Raw genomic sequence first — 24,059 nt, 5'->3', positions numbered from 1 at the left:
ATGCCTAGACAGCCGCCGCGCGCGGCGACTGCCGAATGTCATCAAATGTTCATAAAACTCCGCTCAAGGCTGCAAACCGCGCCGCTCGTTCGGCGTGAGCGCCTGCAGCTGCGGCGCCGTCAACGGCCCCGCCCCCAGCACCTGCACCACGCCGGCCGGCTGGTAGCTGGACGCCTGCGGTTCGCCGCCCGTGTGCTTGCCAACACCGGCTTCGTCCGCCTGCTCGTTGCCAAAGCCCAGCACCTTCACCGTGAACAGCGACGGCTGCGCCTGGCGCGTGGCAGCCCGTTCGCGCTGCAGCACGTCCTGCGCCGCCGTCACAGCTTGCGTGGCGGCCGCGCTGGCATTGCTGAGCGCCCCCACGTTCACCGAGGCGATCACGGGCATGCCCGTGGCCTTGCCCTGCACCTGGATGTTTTCCGCGTTGACCACCTGCAAGGCCGCCAGGTTGACGTTACCCGAGACGCGGATGCCCGCCTCGCCCGCGTCGATGGTGCCCAGCGGGGCGATCAGGTCGATGTCGCCGGGCGGCACCTCCGGGATCGGGTTCAGGGTGGCGATGCCGGCGCCCGTCGTCGGCGTGCTCGGCGACAGGCTGACGAGGCCGATGCTGTCGTAGGTGCGGCGCTGCGGCGTGTAAACGACGGTGGACTTGGTGCCGCGGCCCGCATTGATGTCGCCCGTGGCCGACCAGGCCAGGATGTTGCCGCCGAATGTGGTGAAGATGCGGCTCTGGCCCAGCAGGATGCTGTCTTTCGCATACATCTGGATCTCGCCCGCCCCCTGCGTCAGCACGCCCGAGCCTTCGCCCGGCGCATAGCCGCCGTCGACGCCGATCAGCGCGCGCCCGCCCGGCACCGCGATGCCGATATCGCCGCCGAAATCCGTGTGGATGCCGGCATCGTTGACGATCACGTGCGGCACGTTGACGGTCGGACGCCCCGCCTCGGCCCACTCCTGCGGACTCAGGTAGCGCACGCCCGCGACGGGCCGCTTGGTATAGATGCCTGCGTAGTCGTTGACCGTGTACAGAGCGCTGCTGAACATCGTCAGGTCGCCCTTGTACTCGATCTTCTTGCCCGCCTTGTCCTGCGTCGGGAAGAGGGTGGCGATGGCTTCGCGGCCGCGCAGGTAGCTGCCGCGGCGCACGCCGTCCGGATCGTTGTACTCGCGCCCGGCCGCCTTCAGTTCGGCAAAGTAGACATTGCTCAGGTACACCTGCTGCTGTTCCTTCGGCAAGGCGGCAAAGAAGCTGCGCGCATCGGTGGCCGGGTCGTAACGGATACCCAGGCCGCTGTCGCCGCCAAAGCGCGTCGTCAGCCAGTTCACCAGGTGCAGCTGGCTGACCTGCGCGTATTCGCGCGCCAGGTCGCGCCGCACGCCGCCCGTTTGCGAGCCGGCCTTTTCCAGTTCCGCCTGCTTCGTGCTGAGGAAGGCGGCAGCGCCTGCCTCGTCGCCTTTGTAGCCGAACTGGCCGCGCAGCCAGTCGGCCAGGGTCAGCTTGCCGCCGTAGACGTACACGGCGCTGCCGGCCTGGTCGGCCAGCGGACGGCCCGGGTCGGCCAGCTTGGCCGGGTCCAGGTAGCGCGCCGCGAAGGCCGCGTAGTCGGGGCCGTTGCGGCCCACGCCGGCGGCCACGCTGATGCCGGCGCCATTGCCGCGCTCGCCGGGACCGGTGCTGACGATGGAACCGAGGCTGCGCAGCTCGCCCTTGTCGGCCATATACAGGTCGCGTCCGGCGCTCACATTGAGCTGGCCCGGTCCCGCCACATAGAAGGTGCTGTAGCGGATATCGCGCCCGGCGCTGACGACAGAAACGTCATCGGCATGGCGGTGCACGAACAGGTTGCCGCGCGCCGTCGAGCTGCCGGTGACGACCGGCTTGTCCGGATAGTCCGGCCGGCCGACAAAGCCCTGGCTGGTCCATCCGGCCGCGCCGTCCGGCACGCCCTCGACGCTGCCGAGCGGCGTGCCCGAGTTGACGATATCGCGTCCGGCGCGCACGGCCACGGCGCCGCCGCCCTCGTACCACAGCCCCAGGGCGCCGCTGACGCCCTTCAGGTTGCCCCGGTACACGATGCCGCCCGTGCGCAGACCGACGATGTCGCCGCTGCTGGCATAGAAGTGCGCGGGCAGCTGGCCTGCCGGCACATAGTCGGACACCGTCGGCGGCGTCATGCTGAACAACGGATACAGTTGTTGCCCGGCATCGCTGGCACCGTTCGGGGTCGAGCCGAACCATTTCAGCGCACCGGGCGCCAGCGCATCGGCGCTGACGTTATGCAGCGGCAGCAGGCCGAACCAGACCTTGTCCAGGGCGCCGACGAAGCCCGGATTGAACGGATTCGGCAGCATGCGCGGGTCGGCGCCCGATGGCGTGATCGGATAACCGGCCGCATGGATGGAGTCGGCGGCCAGCATTTCCAGCTGGCCCGTGCCCGTCCTGACAAATTGCGGCGCCACCGGCGACGGCGCCAGGATCACGCCGTTTTGCGGCATGTCCACCTTGCCGCCATCACCACCCAGCCTGCCCAGGCTGGCATTGCCGTAGTACAAGCTGCCGCTGGCGGCCACGGCGCGCAGCACGGACGGCATGACGAAGCGCCCGTCCGTCGGCGCGTGGTTGTCGCCGATCGTCGAATTGATCCAGGACGAGGTGGGCGTCAAGTTGCCGCCCGCGCTGAACAGGTCGATGGCCGTGGCCGGCGTCCACAGCGAGAACCAGCTCCAGCCTTCGCCGGTGCGCGCCACGCCCTGGTAGTTGAACGGCGAACCGTTGCCCAGCTGCTTCACGCGGCCCGCATCGGCCGTGCCGCCCAGCACCAGGTCGCCGCGCGCATCGATGCGCACGCCGCTGTCGCCCGGCACCAGGATAGGCCCGCCGCTGGCGATGGACGTGCCCGCCGTGTAGGTTTCGTACGGCCGCGATTCCGTCGGATCGGCGCGGTCGAAACGCAGTTCGACGCCGCCCACGGCGCCCGCCTCCATGCGCAGCGCGCCACGCAGGTTGGTGAAGGTACTGTTGAGCGTGGGATACTGGCGCTCGAAGCGCGTATCGACATTCGCGAAGTCTCCGTTGCGGTCGAAACTGCGCACCGCGGCGACCGGATTGAGGCCGCCGCCGATGCGGATGTCGAGGTCGCCCCCGCCCGTCAGCAGCAGCTTGCCGTCCGGCGTCACCCTGCCCGTGCTGCCCACGGCCACGTTCAGGCCCTGGCTGCGCGGCGCGAATTCGCCGGCCGGGTCGGCACGCGAGGTCAGCATGCCGGCGTCGCCGCCCGCCTGCAGCAGCACATTGCCGCCGCCCAGGGTGCCGATGCCCGTAAAGCCCGACAGCACCGGCAAACCGGCAAACAGGTCGGGACCTTCGGGGCGCGCGACGTAGGTGCCGAAATTGATCCACCACGCCGTCGGCACGCCCGCGCCCGTGCTGCCGCTGCCCTGGCGCCACAGCCAGCTGCCGATATCGCTGGTGTCCTGCTGCGCGTTGAGGAAGCCGATGGCATCTTCGCGGCGTTGCGTGGAGGTGCCCAGGGTATCGCCCTTGACGTCGCCCTGGGCGCGCAGCAGCAGATTGCCGCCGTGCTCGGGATACCAGGCGCGGTACAGGCTCTCGCTGCCGCCATCGACGAAGCGCGTCAGCTTGTCGCCCAGGGCGCCGAGCAGCTGGCCCTTGGCGTTCAGGCCGCGCGGCAAGTTGAACAGATCCTTGCCATCGACCAGCGGCGAGGCCGACTGCGTGCCCGCCGTGTAAACGCCATACAGCGAACGCATGTCGAAGTCGCCCGCGGCCAGCAAGTCGAGGTCGCCCGTGCCCGTGCGCAGCACACTGAACAGGGGCTGGCGCGCCGGTTCCACATTGGTCACATATTCGGGCGGCGTGCCGTCCGCCACCTTGATCACATAATGGGCATAGTACTCCAGCATGAACTCTTCGCTGCCAAACCACGTCTCGATATCAACCTCGCCTTCCGGCATGCCCTCGCTGATGGCTTGTTCACTGAAGATATATTTGCCCGGCAAACCCGTACCCGGCTTGACCGACGTCTTTTCCCCCATGCCGTAATGCGTATCGGCCAGCATCAGATGGGCGTCCTTCGCATGCGGCCGCAGCGCGCGCGTATCGGCCGCGGCCGTATCGGCGCCGCCCACCAGGCGCAGCGACCACGCTTGCGAACCCTGGGCCAGCATGGGCGCCAGCGCCAGGTTGCGGCCCTGGCTGCCGCTGCCATCCTCGCTGCGCAGCGCCACCATGGTCGCGTCGCCAGGCAGCTTGACCAGCGTGCCGGCTGGCAGCACGCTGCCCTTGTCCAGCGCCAGCGCGGAGGCCAGCACCACGCCATTGATGGAATTGACGCTATCGCCCGTGTCGCGCGGTTGGCCTTCCGGGAAGGGCAAGGCCACATTCGCCGGCCACACCATGGCCGCCACCTTGGCCGCGCCAGGCAGGCGCAGGCCGGCATCGAGCTGCATGCCGCTCGATAAGGTCAGCGCCTTGGGCAAGACGGTGCCGGCCGCGTACAGCACGCTGCCGTCGGCATTGCGCACAGCACCGCCCAGCACGCTGCCTGCTGGCAAGTTCAACTCCGCCGTCAAGGTGGCGCGCGCCGCCAGCAAGGTGCCGCTGCGCAACTCCATGGCTTTCATCGGCACGGCAAAATTGACGCTCGTGCCCGATTTGAAATACGTGTCCTCGGCCAGGGTCACCAGGCCCGCTTGCGGCACGACGACCTCGCCGCCCCACGGCAGCCGGCCTTTCACCAGCTGCCAGCCCTTGTCATCCACCGTGACGGGCAGCTTGCTGGTATCGAAACCATCGGTGATGCTGCCAAAGACGCTGAGCTTGCCACCGGCGCGCACTACCAGCGCACCGGCCTCGCCCGAGCCGTACACGCCGCTCAGGCGCGCCAGCGGATTGACGCCGTCGTAGCGGTGGCCGGACAGGTCGATGTCGCCATCGATATGCAGGTCGCCGCCCGGCGTGGCGCTGACGATCTCGACGCCGGGACGCAGGTGGAAGGCGTTCGCATCGCCGCGCAAGCCGCGCAATTTGTTGTTCATCAAGTTGCCGTTCGCCAGCGCATTGACCATGAAGGTCTGGCTGTCCCCGTGCTTCCCGTCCAGGTAAGCCTGGTTGATGCTCTGGTAGCTGCGGCCATCCGCGTCCTTGCCCGTGCCGGCCGGGGCATCCTTGTATTGCCAGAAGGCGTTGACGTTGACGGTGCGCGCACCGGCGATGTTCAGCGCGCCTGCCGCATCGATGTCGATGTCGTCGCCCGTGGCGCCACCGAGGCGGCGCGCGTTCAGGTCGATGCTGCCATAGTTGCCGCCGCCTTTGCCTGCCTCGCCACTGCGCAGATCGAAGCGCGCGCCGTTTTCCAGGGTCAAGCGGCCGCCAGGCGACGCCAGTTCGATCACGGCGCGGTTCGGCGCCTCGATCACCTGGCCATAGCTGTCCGTGCGCAGCACCGTGCCGTGCGCATCGAGCACGGCGCCGGACTGGATGGTGACGCCGTCGCGGCCGGCCAGGCGGATGCTGCCCACCTGTTCGCCGCTGGCGTCGATGCGGCCATGCACCGTCAGGCTGCCGCCGTCGACGGAGACGCTCACTTCGCGCGCCTTGAGCTCGTCGCCGATGGTCAAATTGCCCTGCTTGAGCTGGAAGCTGCGGCTGCCGAATACCTTGCCCGTGTTCAAACGCTGGTTCAGGCCGGCGAAGTCGCCGACCTGCTGGGCGCGGATCTCCGCACCACCGGCCGCGTACAGCACCTGGGTGCCGCCCGCGTCATAGCTGCCGCTGGCGCCGCCCAGCAAGGTGCCGCGCAAATCGACGCTGCCGGCAGCGTCACCGGTGGCTGTCGCGCTGAGCTTGCCGGCGCGGTTGTTCACGGCCGACACGTCGATCACGGAGGCGGCCGCCTGGCGCACATCGCCTTCGCGGCTGTCGAGGATCACGTCGCCGCCCCAGCTGTATTTGCTGGTGTCGTAGAAATCGATCTTGCGCCCCGCCAGGTCCAGCTTGGCCTTGTCGCCCAGCAGCACATCGCGCTCGGCCGACAGGGTCAATTTTCCGCTCGGCAAGACCACCGACGTATCCACGCTGACATTGTTGCCGCTGAGCGCCACTTCGGCGCCCAAGGCGCCGGCCAGTGCCGCATTCGTCGGCGTGGCGGCGGCCGCGCCTGCCGGTGCGCTCACCTTCAGGTCGCCGCCCGCCGTAATACGGTTGACGGAGCCGGCCGCGCCCGTCAGCAGCGGCGTGTTGATCAGCAAATCGCCGCCGCTGTAGCGGTAGCCATTGGTGGCCGTATCCCACGCGCTTTGCGACTGGTAGACGGACAGGCTGCCCTTGTTGTTGGCCGTCAGCTGTTCGCTGGCGTTGAGCGCCACCTGGCCGAAGCCCAGCACCAGGCGGTCCAGCTTGTGGATGGTGTCGGGACGGCTGTCCGGCGTGAAGCCGAACTCGATGCGCTTGGCATCGACCTGCAGACGGCCGCTGCCCGTGCCGGGGCCATTGGCAACCACGGCGCCGGGCGCGTTCGTCGCGCCCTGCCACACGAGGGTGTCCGTGTGGATGCGCGCCAGCGCGTCCGCGCCGCCGTAGCCGTAGATGGCGGGCGTATTGAGCACCAGGCGCGACAGCGACGACTTGCCCGTGGCCGCATCGATGGTCGACAGCTGCGACGAATCATAGAAGTTGAAGGAATTGCGCGCCGTCAAGCCCAGGCTTTCCAGCGCCGGCGCACCCGTGCTGGTGTCGCCGCGCAGCAGGCGGTCGAGCACGCCCTGGTTCAGCGCCAGGCCGTCCGGCAGAGCGCCGCGGGCGCTGGCGTCCGCCAGGGACGCCTCGCTGCCGACATTGATCGCCCCCATCGCCAGCACCAGGTTGCGCGTGCCATAGCGCACGTTGTCGCGCAGGGTGAACGCGCGCTCCGTCACGGCGGCGATGGTACCCTCGGAATACAGCGAGGTGCCGCCGCCACAGGCGCCGTCCGCCTTCCTGCAGGCGCCGATGTCGATGATGCCGGGGCCATACGATTCGGACGACGGCGCTGCGGCCGGCAGCATGTCCAGCCAGCCGTTCGAGACGGCCAGCACGCTGCCCATGGGCAGGTACACATAGCCGTCGCGCGAGTCCCAGGCCGCCTTGCCGCGGCCCAGCGTATTGATGCCGGAACCCTGCTCGAGGATGATGCCGTCGTCTTTTCTCGCCGTCACCAGGAACACTTCGGCCGCCTTCAGCACGGCGCCGTCGCGCAGCACGATGCCGCCCGCCGATTCGTTGATGGCGGCGATATTGGCGCGCTGGTTGCTGCCCGTGCCAAATTCGCTGTAGGTCACGCGCGGCAAGCCGCCGATGCCCACGCGCTGGGCGCCGAAGGCATTGATCTGCGACGCGTGCACGGAGACGCCATTGAAATCGGCCAGCGGCGCCGTGCCGTCGGCCAGCACTTCGTAGCGGGTCGATGCATGGTTGCCCGTGCCCAGCAGCAGGGAGCCGCCGAAGCCGCCCTCGGCCGGCGCGTACAGGGTGCTGCCATCCATCATCAATGGCGTATGGTTGTTCTCGACGCTGTGCAGGGATGGAGCGATCAGTTGCAGCCGCACGCCCTTGGCGTCGCGTTCGAGCATGGCGCGCGGCACGCCGTCGCGCGTGGCCTGCGCCACGGCAAAGGCGGCATAGCCCGTTTCATTGTATTGCGAATAGCTGCGCAGCACGTCGGCCGGCGTCAGGATGGCTTGCTGCGCCACCACGTCGCGGAACGCCGTGCCCGCCACGCCCGTCTGCGCCGCGGTGGCAAACGAGCCATTGCGCATGGCGATCGTGCCGCCTGTCTCGACGGCGCCGGCCGGGCCATTCAATTCCACGCGGAATGCACCGGGCAGCAGGGCAAAAGTCGATGGCAGCAAGGTGTAGGTGCCGGCCGCCAGGCCGGGCACGCCCGCGCCGATGGTGATCTGGCGTCCCACGGCGGGCTTGCCCGCGCCTTGCTCGGCCGTCAAAGGCGCCACGTCCGGCTGTACGCCGGGAATGATGGCGTACACGGGGTTGGTATTCAGGCCGGGCAGGGTGAAGCCGCCGTTCGGCTTCATCTGCACCAGCGGATTGAGGCGCGCGTCGGTGGAGCCGCCGCGTCCGGCCAGGAAGGCCGCGCCCGTCAAGGTGCCGCCGCCCGACAGGTCGAGCACGGCGCCGGCTTGCACGTCGACGGCGGCGCCCGTCAAGGCGATCTCGGGACCCTTGCCCACGCCCTTGAACACGACGTCGTTGCCGTCATACAGGTAGCTGAGGCCATCGAGCGTGCCGCCGTACGGCATCGTCAAGCCTTTCGCGCTGACGGACGTCAGGCTGCCCGGCAACAGGTTGACATGGCCCGTGTAGGCTTCATAGCCTTCGGCGCCCAGATTGATCTGGCCCAGCGGCGCGCGCAGCACGCCATGCTGGTTGATGGTGGGGGCAACCAGGCTCAGGCTGCCAAACACGGAGAACGGCTGGTTCGGCGTGGCGCTGCCGGCGCTGCGCCCGATATCGAGCGTGCGCAGCGGATCGAGCGTGACGCGGATAATGCCGTATTCGTCGATGGCGCTCTTCTGGCCCACCGTGACCATGCCGCTGTCGCCCGTGGCCGGGTAGATTTGCGCGGCCACCAGGGTGGCATTGCCCGGCTGGTACAGGGCGGCGCTGTTCGACAGGCGCATGTCGCCGCGGCTGTTGAGGGTCAGCTGCTCGAAGGCATCGCGTTCGACCACCAGGTCGGCGCCGCTGCTCTGCGCGATGGTGCCGCGCGTACCCATGTTGACCTCGCCCGCGATATCGAGCATGCCCGCATCGATCTGCAGCAGGGAATCCTCGGCCACCAGCGGCACGCCCAGCATGCCCCGTCCCCTGCCCAGGTTTTTCGAGCCTTTCACGGCATTGGGCACGATGTAATCGTCCTTCTGGGCACGCACGGCCGTGCCCAGGCGCACGTACGGTGCCGCCAAGCGCACCTGGCTGGCAAGGCTGGCCGCCTTGTCCTGGCCATCGGGCAAAGGCTGCTGCGCCAGCCCCAGCGAGGTGGCGCTCAGGCGCAGGCTCTGGCCCAGCGACAGGTTGACGTCGCCGTCAAAACTGAGCATGCCATTCACATGCAGGGCAAGGTTGTCGAAGCCGCCCGCCTGCACGCGGTCGACGCCCAGGCGCGCGCTGCCATAGCGCAGCGCCGCATCCTGCTGGCCGGCGCGCAAGTCGACGGGCAAGGCACTTTCGCCCTGCGCCTGCGCCAGCAGCATTTCGCGCGGCACGCGCACCGCGTTGTCCACGTTGCCGCCTTGCAAGTTGTAGCGGTCGACCTTGCCATAATTGGGCGTGTCCAGCGCCAGCGCCAGGGTGCCGCCGGCCGCACCGGCGCCACCGGCCGCGGCGCGCAGGGTGCCGTCGGCAAAGATGCCATTGTACGAACTGAGCGAAATCAAGCCGCCATTGCCAGCCACGTTGACGGCGCCCTGGTTCGGCAAGTCCAGTGCGGCTTGCGCGCCGCTGGCGTCGAGCAGGGCGCCCGGACGCACGACGACAAAGGCATCGGCTGCGTCGACGCTGGCAGCGTCAGCCTTGTAGCGGGCGCCGATTTCGATGCTGCCGCCCTGGTCCGCACGGCCATAGCGGCCGCCGCGCATGTCGGTGGCGACCGTGGCGCGGCCAGCGACATCGAGCACGGCCTTGTCGCCGATCCAGATCGACGTGGTTTGTCCCTTGCCGTTCGGCAAGTCCACATCATTGCCCGTGCCAAACGTGCCTGGCAGGATGGCGATCTTGCCGCCCCAGGCGTCGAGCCGCCCATCGACGGTGATCTGGTCATTGCCCGTCAGGCTGATCTGGCGGCCCGGATCGACCTGGATGACGGCGCCCTGGGCCACCGCCAGGGCGCCCTTCACGTGCGGACTGCCGGCCGTCAGCGACAGGTTGGCGCCGGCGCGCTGCGTCAGGCGGGCCTTGCGCGCATCTTCCTGGTACAGCTCCGGCGTCCACAGTTCCAGCGCGGCGCCAGGATCGGTGCCGCCCGCTACCGTATGGCCCGTGGCGGGATTGAAATGCAGCACGGGCATGGTGACGTCAATATGCGCATCCTTGACCACCGCGACGCCATCGCGGCCCGTGATGGCGTAGTCGGCAAAACCGCTCCGGAACAGGCTCGCGTCCAGCGCCAGCAGCGGCTTGACGGCCGCGTCGCGCCCCAGCACGATGCCGGCCGGCAGCACCAGACCAGGCGGCGCGCGCAATTCTTCGGTGGCGATGCTGCCCGCCGCGTACTTCGTCGTCACCGGTACGATAGGCAAGCCCTGCGGAAAGGCAGCCGCCGACACCACGAAGCCGGCATTCAGGCCATTGATGACCGTCAGCACGCTGCCGGCTGGCACGATGGAACCCTCCCATACATACGTCGCGTTGTTGATGACGACGTGCGCGCCAGGCGGCAACAGCAGGTCGGCCCCCAGCACCAGCGGTTTTTGCACCGACACATCCACCACCACGGGTTTGCTCAAGGCCTGGCCCGGCTTGATCACGCTGGTGGTCAAGGTGAAAGCCAGGGGAATCGTCTCGCCCTTGGCGATCAGCAATTCATCGGCCAGGCGCAGGGCCAACGGCGAACTGCTGCCGCCTGGCAACACATCGCCTTCGAGCAGTTGGCCGCCGATGCTGACGGCCGCGCCGCTGTCGATCACCAGGCGTCCGCCGCCTTTCACGCCATGGCCGCGCAATTCGCCATCGAGCTTGAGCATGGCGCCCGTCGGCGCCTTCTCCGTCGGCAGATCGACCGCCAGGGTGATGTCGCCGCCGCGCCCGCCCTGCAGGCTGCCATTGCCCATCAGGGCCGCGCCGGACGAGACGTCGATGACGCTGCCGCCCGTCAGGTCGATGCCGCCCGAGCTTTTCAGGCTGACCTTGCCGCCATTGATATACGGCAAACCGGCGCCGGCGCCGGGATCGAGTTCTAGGTTGCTCCACAGGCCGCGCGCATCGAGGCGCACGCCGGGCGCCACGCGCACGCCGGCCGTGCCCGTGGGACGGTTGTCCGGCACGAGCTTGCCATCGGCCCATACCGCGCCCGCATTCGCCAGGTAGCGCGAGACGATGTCGCCGGCGGCGATGCTGCCGCCGCGCGCGCTCACGTTCGCTTTCAGGGCCACGTCGGTGGCGTGCAGGGCGATGTCGCCGCCATCGGCCACGCGCACGTCGGCATTGACGTCGAGCTTGTCGTAGGCATAGATATTCAGCACGCCCAATTCCAGCCCGTTGAGCCAGTCGGCGTCGAGCTGCAAGGTCTGGCTGCGCGCGGCCGGCAAGGCGGCGTCCAGCAGTTGGCCATCGGCGATGCCGGCCACCTTGCCGATTTGCACCTTGTCCAGCACGGCTTGCGGGCTGTCGCGCATCTGGCCCGTCTTGGTATCGAAGACGGGTGTCATTTTGCCGACGATCAGTTGGCCGGCGCGCGCCGCCGCCGTCTGCGCCTGCTTGTAGCCATCCACGCCGTCATCGCGCTTGCGCTGCTGGCGCTCGCCCTGGAACACGGACGTGTCGATATCGCCTTCCAGCACGGCCGCGCCCGTGGAAACGATCAGGCGGCCCGCATCGCGGCCCACCGTATAGCCGTTTTCCAGGCGTTCGCGCGGGCCGATCAGGGCATTCGCATAGGTTTCCGTCGTATTCGCGCCCCAGCGCGCATGCGTGCTTTCATAGCCGCGGTACAGACCCGTGTACAGATTGTCGCCCGGCGCCGTGCTGAGCTTGTACATCGCGCCATCGGCGCCCTTCAGCCACGTCTGCTTGACCATGCCCGTCTGCACGTCCAGCGAGCCGCCGGCGATATTGATGCGCGAACCGGCCTGCGTCACCACTTCGCCGCCGCCAAAGCCGACAGTGCCGCCCTGGGCCGCCCATTCACCGATGCCGTGGCCGCTGGTGTTCAGGTAGCCGCTCACTTCCAGCAAGCCGCCGGCCGTGTACCAGCGGTCCGTGGCATAGCCATTCGTGCCGGCCGGCACCAGCACCAGGTCGCGGCGGTCGACCCACACATCGCTGTTGTTCAGGTATTTGGCGTCGCGGCTGCCGGGCGCGTCGCGCTGCTCGTTGCCCTGCACGTTGATCAGCACATTGTTGCTGCTCATGTCGACCTTCACGCCGACGGCGCCGGAGACGTCGATGGCGGCATCGCGCGCCACGTGGCTGCGGCGGGCCGCGTCGACCAGCACCTGGCCGCCCGTGGCAAGGGTCAGCGAATCGCCTTCGAACTCCACGTTGCCGGCCGAAACGATGCGCACCAGCGACTGGTCGCGCCGGTCCAGCGGCGTGTCCGTTCCCTTGCCCGTGTCTTTCAGCAGGGTGTCGCGCTGCACATCGAGCGCCGTGGCGCCGTTATCGTCGATAACAATGGCGCTGACGCTGCCGCGGCCCATGGTGACCTTGGCGTCGTCGCCCGCCGCCGCCAGGTGGATGGCGCCGCGTCCGTTGACGGAGGTGCTCGACAGCAGCACGCCGTCCTGGCGCAGCGTGTTGCCGCTCAGCGTGATGTCGCCACCGGCCGACTGGATCAAGCCGCTGTTGACGACGGCGCCGGCGTCGCTGCCGGCCGCGCGCAGCATCCCGACTTCATTGCCGCGCGTGCTCGAATACTGGTTCTTGTCCGTGCCCTGGCCCGGGCGCACGACGATGGCGTCGCCGGCGGCCAGCGTAGTCTGGCCGTTCGGCGTGGTGATGGCGCCCGCGTTGTGGACGCCGCGGCCGGCCAGCAGCACATAGCCGCCGCCTTCCGTCACCGTCTGCGGCTTGCGCGTGTCGATGCGCGCGCCGGCGGCGACGACGACATCGGCCTCGGCCTTGCCATGCTTGAAGGTATTCTGGTCCAGCAACAAGTCATTCGCAAAGGTCGGCACGGCGCCCGTGCCCTGCGCCTTGCCGTACAGGCCGCTCTTGAACTGGCTGTCGCTCATGCCCATGGCGGCGGCCGCCAGATTGCGCGTATCGACCTGGCTGCTGCCCGTAAACACGATGCCGTTGCGGTTGACGATCATCACCGTGCCATCGGCCTTGATCTGGCCCTGGATCTGGCTGGGGCGCGCCAGCGGATCATTGACCCGGTTCAATACGGACCAGTTCGATTTCTGGTCGAATTGCAGGGTGGTGTTCTTGCCGACGTTAAAACTTTCCCAGTTCAGTATCGCCTTGTCGTCCGTCTGCACGACCTTCACGACGGTCTTGCCGTCGGCCTGGCTCTGCACCGGTCCCTGGGCGTTGAGCCAGCCGGCCGTCAGGCTGTTGCTGTCGACCTGCAAGCCGCCCTTGACCAGGCCATCGGGAGCGCCGCCCGCCGCCAGCGCCGCCTGGCGCGCGGCTGCCTGCACCGCCTGCTCGGCGGCGATGCCGCGCGCGGCCAGCAACAGGTTATTCAGTGATTGCTGCAGCTTGCCTTCCGCCTTCTGCTGCTGCAGCAAAGGATTGTTCAGCGAGGTGGCTGGCTGGCCATTCGGCAAGCGTCCCGTGGCCGCGGCCGTGCCCTGCTGCGCGCCCTTGCCGGCAAACCAGGCGCCGCTGAACGGCTGCTGCGCCTGCGCGCCGCCCGCCTGCAGCAGCACGGCGATGGCCAGCGCCAGCGGTTTCAGGCGTACCGGGCGCCCGGTCCGGTTGCCCGCCATGGCGGAGGAGGATGCGTGTTTCGTGACCGACTTGCTTCGCTGCATGGCGACATTCCCTTTTCATGTTCCGTTGCTGACCGATATCGCGAGGCGGCGCGCGGCACGCACGGGGGCGGGCGGCAGGCACTGATTCGCGGCTTCCAGCAGCATTGACAGGGAACAAGGTCCGGGACTGCAAAAGGTCATGAAAATGTCATAATTGGCGGCATGCCATCGGCATGCATCGCTAGCCAAACAGCACGATGCCGCCCGGCAGTCGCGTCACGCGCGCGCCATACGCGTCCTGGATCAGGGCGATCACGTCGTCGAGACGGTCGAGCGAAAAGCTCGCTTGCACGCGCGTGAGTTTCAAGGCGTCGCCATTGAGGATCAGCTTGCCGGGACGGTAGCGGTTCACCTCGTCCACCACCTCGGCCAGGGTGCTTTGCTTGAACACCAGCAAGCGCTGGCGCCACGCGCTGACGTCGCCCCTGGCCACCGCGCGGGCGATGCCGAAATGCTCGGGCCGGTAGCGCAGCTGCTGGCCGGCCGCCAGTTCCGCATCGTTGCCGGCCTGCGCCACGCGCAGGCGCCCCGCCAAACACGTCACGCACACTTCCTGGCCGAACAGGCGGATATTGAAACGGGCGCTGCCGGCCGACACGGTGCCGTCGCCCGCCTGCACGCGCACGCGCGCCGCGCCGCGCAAGCCGGCCTGGAATTCCGCCTCGCCCGCCAGCAGCACCAGCGCCGCGGCGCCGTCCTGCACGGGCGCCGCGTCGAGACGCGTCTGCGTATTCATCTGCACCAGCACGCCGCCGTCGAGCGCCACTTCGCGCTGTTCGCCCGTGCCCGTGGCGTAGTCGGCGGCAAGACCCGCGACGGCCGGCCACAGGTCCATGGGCGGGCGCAGCACCAGCAAGCCCAGCGAGGCGGCCACGGCGCCGCCGAGCCAGGCGCGCCGCGCCGTGTTGACGGGGGCCTGCGCCCGCTTGACGGCGCGCGCGGCCGGCGCCATGGCGCCCCACACGGCGCGCGCCTCGGCAAACGCGTTGGCATGCTTGCGGCTGCGCGCGCACCAATGGCGAAACACTTGCGCATCGCGCTCGCTGACCTGGCCCGAGGCCAGGCGCACGACCCACGCCTGCGCTTCCTTCTGGATGACACTCATGTCGTCTTCCGCTTGTTCAGTCATGATGTTTAGACGTTTTTCCCGCGCCGGGACCGAAGCGCTGAATGAAATCGCGTCCCATGCGCTCGCAGCAATGTTCCAGGCCGGCGCGCAATTCCTTCTCTACCGTGCGGGCGGAAATGCCGAAGCGCTCGGCGATATCGCGGTGCGGCAACTGGTCGACGCGGGCGGCGATGACGATGGCGCGCCGGCGTTTCGGCAACTCCTGCAAGGCCCGTTCCAGTTCTTCCAGCTCGGCGCGCGCGCTGAAGGTGCGGGCCGGGTCGGCCAGCTCGTCGGCCATCTCGTACAGGTCATCGATATCCGGCAAGCTGAGCAGGCGCGCATTGTCGCGACGTTGATCTTCCGCAATGTTGATGGCGATGCGCATCAAATACGCGGACGGGTAGCTGATGGCCTCGGGCGCATTCATCCGTTCGACCCGCAGATACGTTTCATGCAGCGCGTCGTTGGCCAGGTCTTCCGAGCCCAGGCGGCGCTGCAAGTGGCGGCGAAACTGTCCGTAGCGTTCCAGGAACAGCTTGCGCAAGGTGGTTTTGAGCAATTCCGGCATGGTCAGGGCGCCCCGGCCAGCAGGTAGGGCGCGCAATCGGCATCCGGATCGGGCCGCGGCGTCAATAAAATCGTCAGCGGCTGCGGCAAGCCCGCCGGTGGCGCGCCATCCATCAGCAGGTTGCGCAAACGCTGCAGCACGGCGCGGTCGCGCTGTTCCACGCCGCTCGGTTCCAGCACGTGTACGGCGCGCACCTTGCCTCGCTCGTCAAGCCACAGCTGGAAAGCCAGGCGGTAGCGGCCGAAGGCGTCCGGATGCAAGCGGCACAGGGCGCGCGTGAGCGAGCGCTGCAGGATGGCCGCATAGCCTTGCAACGGTGGTGCGGCAGGAGCGGCCTCGGCCGGCACAGGCGCCGGCGCCACGGGGGCGTCGGCCAGCGCCAGCAAGGTAAACGCGTTGCTGCCGCTGAAGCGCGCGCCCAGCTGCGTGCCTGCCAGCAAGCGCTGCAGCGCTTCGGCCGGCGTGTAATCGCCGCGCACGGGCGCTGCCACGCGACCGGCCGCCAGCTGGCTGCTGACGAGCACGGAATACCCGGTCACTTCGCCAAACGCCACCAGGGCCGCATCGAGCGGCTGGGCGGGCAAGTCGAAGCGCAGGGTCGCGTGCGCGCTGGCGTCAGCACCGTCCGCGCCCGCAGCCGGCCGCACGAATGTCATCAATGTCATGAATGTCATCAGCAAGCAGGCGGACAGGGCATTGCCCGTTGCGGCGCGGCGGTGGCTTAGTGTCATTTTCCAGGGGAATCAACGAAAAATCCTGCTCATGAAGTGTCTTGACTGCAATGTTGTCTGCAGAATGGCAAGATGGTAGCTTCATAAAATGACAACTGCATGACATGGCATCGGCCCGCATGCCGGCCTGTGTCATCGCCGCGACATATGATCTTGCTATGCTGAACGTCTGATCCACCGTTCCGGGAGCCGCCATGGCACGCCTGTTATCACTATTGCTGCTGGCCTGCGCCGCCCTGTCCGCACAGGCGGACGAGCACACCGTCGTCGTGAAGGCGGCCGCGCCGGAGAAGGGTTGCGTGGAAGTGGAAGTCAATGGCAAGCGCGCGCAATCGATGTCTTGCTTGAATGAAAAATTATTGCCAGATAGCAACACCGTGAACCGGCAGCCGCCCGCCCTGTCCGGCGCGGAAGCGATCGTGCAGCGCCCGTCGAACCAGCTGGGCCTGTACAACCGCGCCGCCCTCGAACACCGCATGGGCAATGCCTTTGGCAAATCCGTCACGCCGCAGCGCCCGCCGCAGCCGACGCCCGCCAGCCCGCTGCTGCCGGCCCGCTGACGCTGTTGTCAACGCACAGTCCATTTGCGCTGTCAAGATTGCGCAATCGCGCCGATTGCGTATCATTCCAAGCTTGATCGCTCTGGAAACAACCATGCTGCCCACTATCGAACAACGTCTTGCCCTTGAACTTGCCGCCAAACCCGTGCAGGTTGCCGCCGCCATCGAACTGCTCGACGAAGGCGCCACCGTGCCCTTCATCGCCCGTTACCGCAAGGAAGCGACCGGCGGCCTCGACGATATCCAGCTGCGCCTGCTCGAAGAGCGCTTGCGCTACCTGCGCGAGCTGGAAGAGCGACGCGCCGCCATCGTGGCCTCGATCACGGAACAGAACAAGATGACGCCCGAGCTGCTGGACGCCGTCATGCACGCGGAAGACAAGACGCGCCTGGAAGACTTGTATCTGCCATACAAGCAAAAGCGCCGCACGAAGGCGCAGATCGCCATCGAAGCGGGCTTGATGCCGCTGGCCGACGGCTTGCTGGACAATCCCGAACTGACGCCGGAAATGGAAGCGGGCAAGTTCCTGCGCGAAGCGTTTACGAGTTCCGACGGCAACAACCCGGGCGTGGCGGACACCAAGGCAGCCCTCGACGGCGCGCGCCAGATCCTGATGGAGCGTTTCGCCGAAGATGCAACCTTGCTGCAAACCTTGCGCGAATACGTGCAGGAACACGGCATCGTCGAATCGAAAGTGGTGGAAGGCAAGCAGGACGAAGGCGAAAAATTCGCCGATTATTTCGATTACTCGGAAACCATTTCCACAGTGCCATCTCACCGCGCGCTGGCGCTGCTGCGCGGCCGCCGTGAAGGTATCCTCGACGTCACCCTGCGCCTGGATACGGAGGCGGAAAAACCGAAATGGGATGCGCCGCACAACCCGTGCGAAGGCCGCATCGCCGCCCGCTTCGGCATCAAGCAACAGGGCCGTCCGGCCGACAAATGGCTGGCCGATACGGCGCGCTGGACCTGGCGCGTGAAAAGCTTCATGCACCTGGAAACGGAACTGATGGGCGCGCTGCGCGAACGCTCGGAACTCGACGCCATCAACGTCTTCGCCACCAACCTGAAAGCGCTGCTGCTGGCCGCGCCGGCCGGCCAGCGCGCCACCATGGGCCTGGATCCTGGCTTGCGCACGGGCGTCAAGGTCGCCGTGGTCGATGCCACCGGTAAAGTAGTCGACACGGCCGTGATCTACCCGCACCAGCCGAAGAACGACTGGGATGGTTCCTTGCATACCTTGGGCCGTCTTGCCGCCAAGCACAATGTGTCCCTGATTTCCATCGGCAACGGCACCGCCTCGCGCGAAACGGACAAGCTGGCGCAGGATTTGATCAAGCAGCATCCGGAAGCGAAGATGACGAAGATCGTCGTTTCGGAAGCGGGCGCGTCGGTGTATTCGGCGTCCGAGTTCGCCTCAAAAGAGTTGCCGGACATGGATGTGTCCCTGCGCGGCGCCGTCTCCATCGCGCGCCGCCTGCAAGACCCGCTGGCCGAACTGGTGAAAATCGACCCGAAATCGATCGGCGTGGGCCAGTACCAGCATGACGTGAGTCAAAGCCAGCTGGCCCGTTCGCTCGATGCCGTGGTGGAAGATTGCGTGAACGCCGTCGGCGTGGACGTGAACACGGCGTCGGCGCCGCTGCTGGCGCGCGTCTCCGGCCTGTCGGCCAGCGTGGCGCAAAGCATCGTCACCTACCGCGACATGAAGGGCGCGTTCACCTCGCGCGCGGCGCTGAAAGCCGTGCCGCGCCTGGGCGACAAGACCTACGAACAGGCAGCGGGCTTTTTGCGCGTGATGGGCGGCGAAAATCCGCTGGACGCCTCGGCCGTCCACCCGGAATCGTACCCGCTGGTGGAAAAAATCCTGGCCGATATCAAGAAGGATATCAAGGCTGTCATCGGTGAAACGGCCCTGCTGAAAACCCTCAGCCCCGCCAAGTATGCGGATGAAACCTTCGGCGTGCCGACCATTTCCGACATCTTGAAGGAACTGGAAAAACCGGGCCGCGATCCGCGTCCGGAATTTACGACGGCCACCTTCAAGGAAGGCGTGGAAGAAATCCGCGACTTGCGTCCGGACATGATCCTTGAGGGCGTGGTCACCAACGTGGCCGCCTTTGGCGCCTTCGTCGACATCGGCGTGCACCAGGATGGCCTCGTGCACATCTCGGCCCTGTCGAACACCTTCGTCAAGGACCCGCACACGGTGGTCAAGGCGGGACAAGTCGTGCGCGTGAAAGTGCTGGAAGTCGATGAAAAGCGCAAGCGCATCGCGCTGACCATGCGTTTGACGGATAGCGCGCCGCAGGCGGGCAGCAAGCCGGAACAGCGTGGCGACCGCAACGACCGCCGCAGCATGGCGCAGCACCAGTCGCAGTCGCGCAACGCGCCGGAACCGGCCGGCAGCATGGCCGCCGCGTTCGCCAAGCTGCGCGGTTAAGTTCGTGGCCGCCGGGCAGGACCTTGTCATCCTGGCGGCGGACGCGGCCGGCCCGGATGCGCAGCGGCTGCTCGACGAATTGTCGGAAGCATTGCTGCGCATCAATGGCGACAGCGGCCGCTCTTCCTTCGATGCCGAGGCAGCCACGCCGCGCGGCGGCTTTTATCTTGCCCGCGATGGCGCCGGTGACCTGCTGGGCTGCGCGGCCCTGCGCCCGCTGGGCGGGCCGGACAGCGCCACGGCAGAACTCAAGCGCATGTATGCGCGCCCCGGCCAAGGTGGCGTGGGCGCGGCCCTGCTGGCCCATGTGGAAGCGCAGGCGCGCTGCTTCGGCTATGCGCGGCTGCACCTGTCCACCCGCGTGGCGAATACCCGCGCGGTGGCGTTTTATGCCAAACACGGCTATGCACCCGTCGTTGCCTGGGGCAGATACGTGGGCGCGGCACAATCGGTGTGCCTGGGCAAGCAGTTATCAATAGCAACGAGCGCCAGCGTGGCTGACTTGCCCGATTTATGACTTGAGCGCATACCCGTGCCGGCGTTTTCTTATAAAATGACGGCATCTATTTATTTACCCATCAGAGGCAGCTATGAGCGACGTACAAACCTGGATCAAAGAAACCGTGACGAACACGCCAGTCGTGCTGTTCATGAAGGGCACGGCCCAGTTCCCGCAGTGCGGCTTTTCCGGCCGCGCCATCCAGATACTGAAAGCATGCGGCGTGGAAAACATCGCTACCGTCAACGTGCTGGATGACCCGGAAGTGCGCCAAGGCATCAAGGATTACTCGAACTGGCCAACCATTCCGCAGCTGTATGTCAAAGGCGAGTTCATCGGTGGTTCCGATATCATGAATGAAATGTTTGAATCGGGCGAACTGAAGTCCCTGCTCGATGCCTGATAGTCAACAACAGCGGCCGCGCCGTATCGTCGTGGCCATCACGGGCGCCACGGGCGCCGTGTATGGCTTGCGGCTGCTGCAATTGCTCGGCGCCATCCCCGGCGTCGAAACGCATCTGGTCTTGTCGGATGCGGCCGTACTGACCCTGCACCAGGAAACGGGCGTGGGGCGCAAGGACATCGAAGCGCAGGCGCACGTGGTGCACAAGCTGCGCGACATCGGCGCAAGCATCGCCAGCGGCTCGTTTCAATCGGATGGCATGGTCGTCGCACCGTGCTCGATGAAGACCCTGGCGGCCGTGGCCCATGGCCTGTCGGATAATTTGATCACGCGGGCAGCCGATGTGGTGCTCAAGGAGCGCCGCCGCCTGATCCTGATGGTGCGCGAAACGCCGTTCAACCTGGCGCACCTGCGCAATATGACGGCCGTGACGGAAATGGGCGGCATCATCTTCCCCCCACTACCCAGCTTTTATCACCACCCGCACAGCATTGCGGAGATGGTCGACCATACGGTCGCGCGCGTCATCGACCTGCTGGGCATCGAGCACGGCCTGGCACCGCGCTGGAATGGTCTCAAGGCGTCAGAAAGCTGACACCACTCATGCCGCCAGCGTATAAGCGGCAAATACCTACCAAGTCATGATGCCTGACAAAAGCGTAGCGAGCGGAAGGAAGAGGTAGTCGAGAAGCGCAACCGTACTTTAGTACGGTGAGCATCGCAAACTACCTATGCCGACGCGCAGCAGCTTTGGTCAGGCATCCCTCACCTCTTGTCGAACTGGTGGGCACTTGCCTGCTTCAAATCCCTGGCTTCTTCAACCATCCTGCGGTGGGCGATCCGTTTGCGCATCACTTCCGCATGTTGCGCGGCAGTCATGGGGGGCACGGTCATCAAGTCCTTCAGCTGCGCGGTATTGCTGTAGTTACTTTTCATAAGACGGCTCAAATGCTCGGCTCCGTAGTGGATGAACTGGCTGCTTCTGATGTGATTATGCGCTGGTATTGGCCGCTGCGCCGCTGCGTGCGGGATTATTGTCAAATAATTCCGCTGCAGCGCAACATGCGAGGTCTTATTGTGCGACAAAATCATGTCTCCAGTATGACGTTGCGCAAATAAAAGGACAGGAAGAGCGCCGCCAGCGAAAGGCGGACGGCGCCGGCCGGGGATGGCCTGAATGCTTACTTTTGGTAGTTGACTCTGACCAGCATGCGAATAAATTCTCGCGCGATTTGACGATGATGTTCATCTAATCTTTGCAAATCGGCAATTAATTTCACATCGGCGGACTCAAACCGCGACAAAGCGCTGCCCGCTTCGCCATTCGGCGTGGCGCTTTCCGGGCCGCCAAAACGCAACCATTCCGCCGGAACGCCCAACCATTGGGCAATCATGCGCAATTTCTCTTGCGTCGGAATTGCTTCACCTACTAACCATTTCCTAGCTGCATGCACGGTAATCGGGCGCCCGTCGAAACGGATATTGAATTCCCGGGCCAGTCTGGTCGGGCTGTCTGGAGAATAATGGGCGTTTTTGAGAGCCAACTGAAGTCGCTGGCTGAAGCTTTCGCGTTCGTTAGAAGAATTCATAGGTGTACTATTTCATGTTGTAACATGAAAGTCAGTTTCTTGAATGACCATACAGAATGTTACATTTGAAAAGAGTATCAATTAACAATTAACACTCCGGCCGGGCTTTCCGGGTAGAAAAGTGGGCCGAATTTTCTCTTGTGATTCTGCGTGGCTTCGGGTCAAATTCGCGGCTGGCCTTGATTTTCGCACTGCAGCACGATTCAAAGCCTCGGTTTGGCATTACAACGTACGGTATCGGATAATGCCCTCCTCTACCGATGTACGCAATGCCCATGTCATACAATTTCTTGTAGACAAAGTTTTCAGAAGGGCCATTTTGTTTCCAACATGGAAACGATTCGAACAACGTGCTCAGAGCGAAACGTTGTTTTTTGATCGTGCCGGCTGGAAAGAATCTGCGCCCGAAAAATTTTACTGCCATCGCAGCGAAAAGAATGTCGCTGTTATGCCAGGAAAGCTCTTTTTGGTGTCATCTTGGCCACCAACTCTCGATCTTAAGCGCGTTTGCGCCAGAAGAATCAATTTATTTTCAGTAACTGTTGCCTTATTCGCCAAATCCCCCTGTCCAGGTCCTCTTTTTTCTTTGTTGCAGCACGGGCAGGGCACGCTACAATAGTATTGACGTTGACGTAAACGGCACTTTGCCACCCATTACCCCGCAGCACCCATCCAGCGACCGACCACCCATGCAACCGACACCGCCCGCAGCAATGACGACCTATACCATTACCGAACTGGCGCGGGAATTCGACATCACGGCGCGCGCCATCCGCTTCTATGAAGACCAGGGCTTGCTCAGTCCGAAACGCGAAGGCGCGGGCGGGCGCAGCCGCGTCTACACGCCGCGCGACCGCACCCGATTGAAACTGACCCTGCGCGGCAAGCGCCTGGGCCTGGCGCTGTCGGAGATCAAGAGCCTGGTCGACATGTACGAGTCGCCGAAGGACACGCGCGCGCAGATGGACCGCTTCCTGGGCGTGCTGGCGCAACACCGGCAAACCCTGGAACAGCAGCGCATCGATATCGAAATGGCACTGGCGGAAATCAGCGCGCATGAAGACGCTTGCGCGCACATGCTGGCGGACTTGAACCTGGATAAGGCGCAAACCAGCTAGGCAGCGATGCGGCGGCGCAGGCCGCGCGCGCATCGCTTTACGTTTACGTAAACGTCACAACTGAGTATCATAGCTTCACTGACCCGGCATCCATGACCGCCACACTTATAACGACGAGGACGACATGCTCCATCTCCCAGGCTTGACCTTTGACCACGGCGAAGACATCGCCTCGCTGCGCGAAGCGATCCAACAATTTGCCGCCGCCGAAATCGCGCCGCGCGCGGCCGAGATCGACCGCACCGACCAGTTCCCCATGGATCTGTGGCGCAAGATGGGCGACATGGGCTTGCTCGGCATTACCGTCAGCGAAGAATACGGCGGCGCCGGCATGGGTTACCTGGCGCACATCATCGCCATGGAAGAGATTTCGCGCGCCTCGGCCTCCGTCGGCCTGTCCTACGGCGCCCACTCGAACCTGTGCGTGAACCAGATCAAGCGCAACGGCACGGCCGAACAAAAGGCCAAGTACCTGCCGAAGCTGATCACGGGCGAGCACATCGGCGCGCTGGCCATGTCGGAACCGAACGCGGGTTCGGACGTCGTCAGCATGAAGCTGCGCGCCGACTTCAAGGGCGACCGCTGGGTCTTGAACGGCACCAAGATGTGGATCACCAACGGCCCCGACGCGGACGTGCTGGTGGTGTACGCGAAAAACGACCTGGAAGCGGGTCCGCGCGGCATGACGGCGTTCCTGATCGAAAAGAATTTCAAGGGCTTTTCCATCGCGCAAAAGCTCGACAAGCTGGGCATGCGCGGCTCGCACACGGGCGAACTGGTGTTCCAGGATTGCGAAGTGCCGGCCGAAAACGTGCTGGGCGGCCTGGGCAAGGGCGTCAACGTGCTGATGTCGGGCCTCGACTTCGAGCGCACCGTGCTGTCCGGCGGCCCGCTGGGCATCATGCAGGCGTGCATGGACCTGGTCGTGCCTTACGTGCATGACCGCAAGCAATTCGGCCAGCCCATCGGCGAATTCCAATTGATGCAGGGCAAACTGGCCGATATGTATTCGACCATGATGGCGTGCAAGGCCTACGTGTATGCCGTGGGCCAGGCGTGCGACCGCGCCACCACGCCGGAAGCCGTGCGCCAGTTGCGCAAGGATGCGGCCGGCGCCATTCTGTATAGTGCAGAGAAGGCGACGTGGATGGCGGGCGAAGCGATCCAGGCCCTGGGCGGCAATGGCTACATCAACGAGTTCCCGGCCGGCCGCCTGTGGCGCGACGCCAAGCTGTACGAAATCGGCGCCGGGACCAGCGAAATCCGCCGCATGCTGATAGGCCGCGAACTGTTTGCGGAAACCAAGTAAGCACGGGCGCGC

The 24,059-nt window shown here is 65.9% G+C and carries 14 protein-coding genes; 8 read left to right on the top strand and 6 right to left on the bottom strand.

The window, feature by feature from the left end; translation table 11 throughout:
* Window positions 1–63: 63 nt before the first annotated feature.
* The 4 genes from VPH40_RS26905 to VPH40_RS26890 all read right to left on the bottom strand — a co-directional run bounded on the left by VPH40_RS26905 (window position 64) and on the right by VPH40_RS26890 (window position 16,060).
* Entirely contained in the window at window positions 64–13,716 is a 13,653-nt protein-coding gene (locus VPH40_RS26905; RefSeq protein WP_328574954.1) for a filamentous haemagglutinin family protein, read from the bottom strand.
* Window positions 13,717–13,897: 181 nt separating this feature from the next.
* Window positions 13,898–14,845 (bottom strand): FecR family protein, encoded by a 948-nt coding sequence (locus VPH40_RS26900; RefSeq protein ID WP_099666066.1) that lies wholly within the window; start codon window positions 14,843–14,845, stop codon window positions 13,898–13,900.
* Entirely contained in the window at window positions 14,838–15,395 is a 558-nt protein-coding gene (locus tag VPH40_RS26895; RefSeq protein ID WP_035823145.1) for an RNA polymerase sigma factor, read from the bottom strand. The genes VPH40_RS26900 and VPH40_RS26895 overlap by 8 nt, the downstream gene beginning before the upstream one ends.
* 2 nt (window positions 15,396–15,397) lie before the next feature.
* A complete protein-coding gene (locus VPH40_RS26890) occupies window positions 15,398–16,060 on the bottom strand; it encodes a secretin and TonB N-terminal domain-containing protein (protein ID WP_328574953.1) in 663 nt (220 codons plus the stop codon).
* A gap of 260 nt (window positions 16,061–16,320) precedes the next feature.
* Between VPH40_RS26890 and VPH40_RS26885 the strand changes: the two genes are divergently transcribed.
* The 5 genes from VPH40_RS26885 to VPH40_RS26865 all read left to right on the top strand — a co-directional run bounded on the left by VPH40_RS26885 (window position 16,321) and on the right by VPH40_RS26865 (window position 20,626).
* A complete protein-coding gene (locus VPH40_RS26885; protein ID WP_328574952.1) occupies window positions 16,321–16,686 on the top strand; it encodes a hypothetical protein in 366 nt (121 codons plus the stop codon).
* A gap of 94 nt (window positions 16,687–16,780) precedes the next feature.
* The gene (locus VPH40_RS26880; RefSeq protein WP_328574951.1) at window positions 16,781–19,129 is read left to right on the top strand and encodes a Tex family protein; all 2,349 of its coding nucleotides are present in this window, start codon (window positions 16,781–16,783) and stop codon (window positions 19,127–19,129) included.
* A 4-nt stretch (window positions 19,130–19,133) separates the two neighbouring features.
* Window positions 19,134–19,646 carry a GNAT family N-acetyltransferase gene (locus VPH40_RS26875; RefSeq protein ID WP_328574950.1) on the top strand — a complete coding sequence of 171 codons (513 nt, stop codon included), beginning with the start codon at window positions 19,134–19,136 and terminating at the stop codon, window positions 19,644–19,646.
* A 73-nt stretch (window positions 19,647–19,719) separates the two neighbouring features.
* Window positions 19,720–20,031, top strand: coding sequence for a Grx4 family monothiol glutaredoxin (grxD, locus tag VPH40_RS26870; protein ID WP_034753766.1), 312 nt, complete (start codon window positions 19,720–19,722; stop codon window positions 20,029–20,031).
* Complete coding sequence (locus VPH40_RS26865; RefSeq protein ID WP_328574949.1) at window positions 20,024–20,626, top strand: UbiX family flavin prenyltransferase; 603 nt, start codon at window positions 20,024–20,026, stop codon at window positions 20,624–20,626. Before grxD ends, VPH40_RS26865 begins: the two co-directional genes overlap by 8 nt.
* Before the next feature lie 170 nt (window positions 20,627–20,796).
* On the opposite strand, the gene VPH40_RS26860 is transcribed toward VPH40_RS26865, so the two are convergent.
* Window positions 20,797–21,123, bottom strand: a complete 327-nt coding sequence (locus tag VPH40_RS26860) for a hypothetical protein (protein WP_077398249.1) — start codon at window positions 21,121–21,123, stop codon at window positions 20,797–20,799.
* An 89-nt stretch (window positions 21,124–21,212) separates the two neighbouring features.
* A complete protein-coding gene (locus VPH40_RS26855; protein WP_034753756.1) occupies window positions 21,213–21,620 on the bottom strand; it encodes a hypothetical protein in 408 nt (135 codons plus the stop codon).
* Between the two features lie 244 nt (window positions 21,621–21,864).
* Here VPH40_RS26855 and VPH40_RS26850 point away from each other — a divergent pair, with 244 nt between their 5' ends.
* The 3 genes from VPH40_RS26850 to VPH40_RS26840 all read left to right on the top strand — a co-directional run bounded on the left by VPH40_RS26850 (window position 21,865) and on the right by VPH40_RS26840 (window position 24,047).
* Window positions 21,865–22,239 carry a hypothetical protein gene (locus tag VPH40_RS26850; RefSeq protein WP_328574948.1) on the top strand — a complete coding sequence of 125 codons (375 nt, stop codon included), beginning with the start codon at window positions 21,865–21,867 and terminating at the stop codon, window positions 22,237–22,239.
* A 94-nt stretch (window positions 22,240–22,333) separates the two neighbouring features.
* Window positions 22,334–22,738: a MerR family transcriptional regulator gene (locus VPH40_RS26845; protein ID WP_289914085.1), complete on the top strand. Its 405-nt coding sequence runs from the start codon at window positions 22,334–22,336 to the stop codon at window positions 22,736–22,738.
* Window positions 22,739–22,862: 124 nt separating this feature from the next.
* Entirely contained in the window at window positions 22,863–24,047 is a 1,185-nt protein-coding gene (locus VPH40_RS26840; RefSeq protein ID WP_077398251.1) for an isovaleryl-CoA dehydrogenase, read from the top strand.
* Window positions 24,048–24,059: the final 12 nt, after the last annotated feature.

Source organism: Janthinobacterium sp. P210005 (assembly GCF_036231865.1).
Classification (GTDB): Bacteria; Pseudomonadota; Gammaproteobacteria; order Burkholderiales; family Burkholderiaceae_D; genus Janthinobacterium; species Janthinobacterium kumbetense.
Note: the sequence above shows the minus strand (reverse complement) of the source record. Positions and strands in the feature narration are given on the sequence as shown.

What these genes read in the sequence shown, in the direction of transcription:
- VPH40_RS26860 (WP_077398249.1), bottom strand. Translation starts at nt 21,123, where the DNA reads ATGATTTTGTCGCACAATAAGACCTCGCATGTTGCGCTGCAGCGGAAT.
- grxD (WP_034753766.1), top strand. Translation starts at nt 19,720, where the DNA reads ATGAGCGACGTACAAACCTGGATCAAAGAAACCGTGACGAACACGCCA.
- VPH40_RS26885 (WP_328574952.1), top strand. Translation starts at nt 16,321, where the DNA reads ATGGCACGCCTGTTATCACTATTGCTGCTGGCCTGCGCCGCCCTGTCC.
- VPH40_RS26890 (WP_328574953.1), bottom strand. Translation starts at nt 16,060, where the DNA reads ATGACATTGATGACATTCGTGCGGCCGGCTGCGGGCGCGGACGGTGCT.
- VPH40_RS26895 (WP_035823145.1), bottom strand. Translation starts at nt 15,395, where the DNA reads ATGCCGGAATTGCTCAAAACCACCTTGCGCAAGCTGTTCCTGGAACGC.
- VPH40_RS26905 (WP_328574954.1), bottom strand. Translation starts at nt 13,716, where the DNA reads ATGCAGCGAAGCAAGTCGGTCACGAAACACGCATCCTCCTCCGCCATG.
- VPH40_RS26840 (WP_077398251.1), top strand. Translation starts at nt 22,863, where the DNA reads ATGCTCCATCTCCCAGGCTTGACCTTTGACCACGGCGAAGACATCGCC.
- VPH40_RS26900 (WP_099666066.1), bottom strand. Translation starts at nt 14,845, where the DNA reads ATGACTGAACAAGCGGAAGACGACATGAGTGTCATCCAGAAGGAAGCG.
- VPH40_RS26855 (WP_034753756.1), bottom strand. Translation starts at nt 21,620, where the DNA reads ATGAATTCTTCTAACGAACGCGAAAGCTTCAGCCAGCGACTTCAGTTG.
- VPH40_RS26865 (WP_328574949.1), top strand. Translation starts at nt 20,024, where the DNA reads ATGCCTGATAGTCAACAACAGCGGCCGCGCCGTATCGTCGTGGCCATC.
- VPH40_RS26850 (WP_328574948.1), top strand. Translation starts at nt 21,865, where the DNA reads ATGCCCTCCTCTACCGATGTACGCAATGCCCATGTCATACAATTTCTT.
- VPH40_RS26845 (WP_289914085.1), top strand. Translation starts at nt 22,334, where the DNA reads ATGACGACCTATACCATTACCGAACTGGCGCGGGAATTCGACATCACG.
- VPH40_RS26880 (WP_328574951.1), top strand. Translation starts at nt 16,781, where the DNA reads ATGCTGCCCACTATCGAACAACGTCTTGCCCTTGAACTTGCCGCCAAA.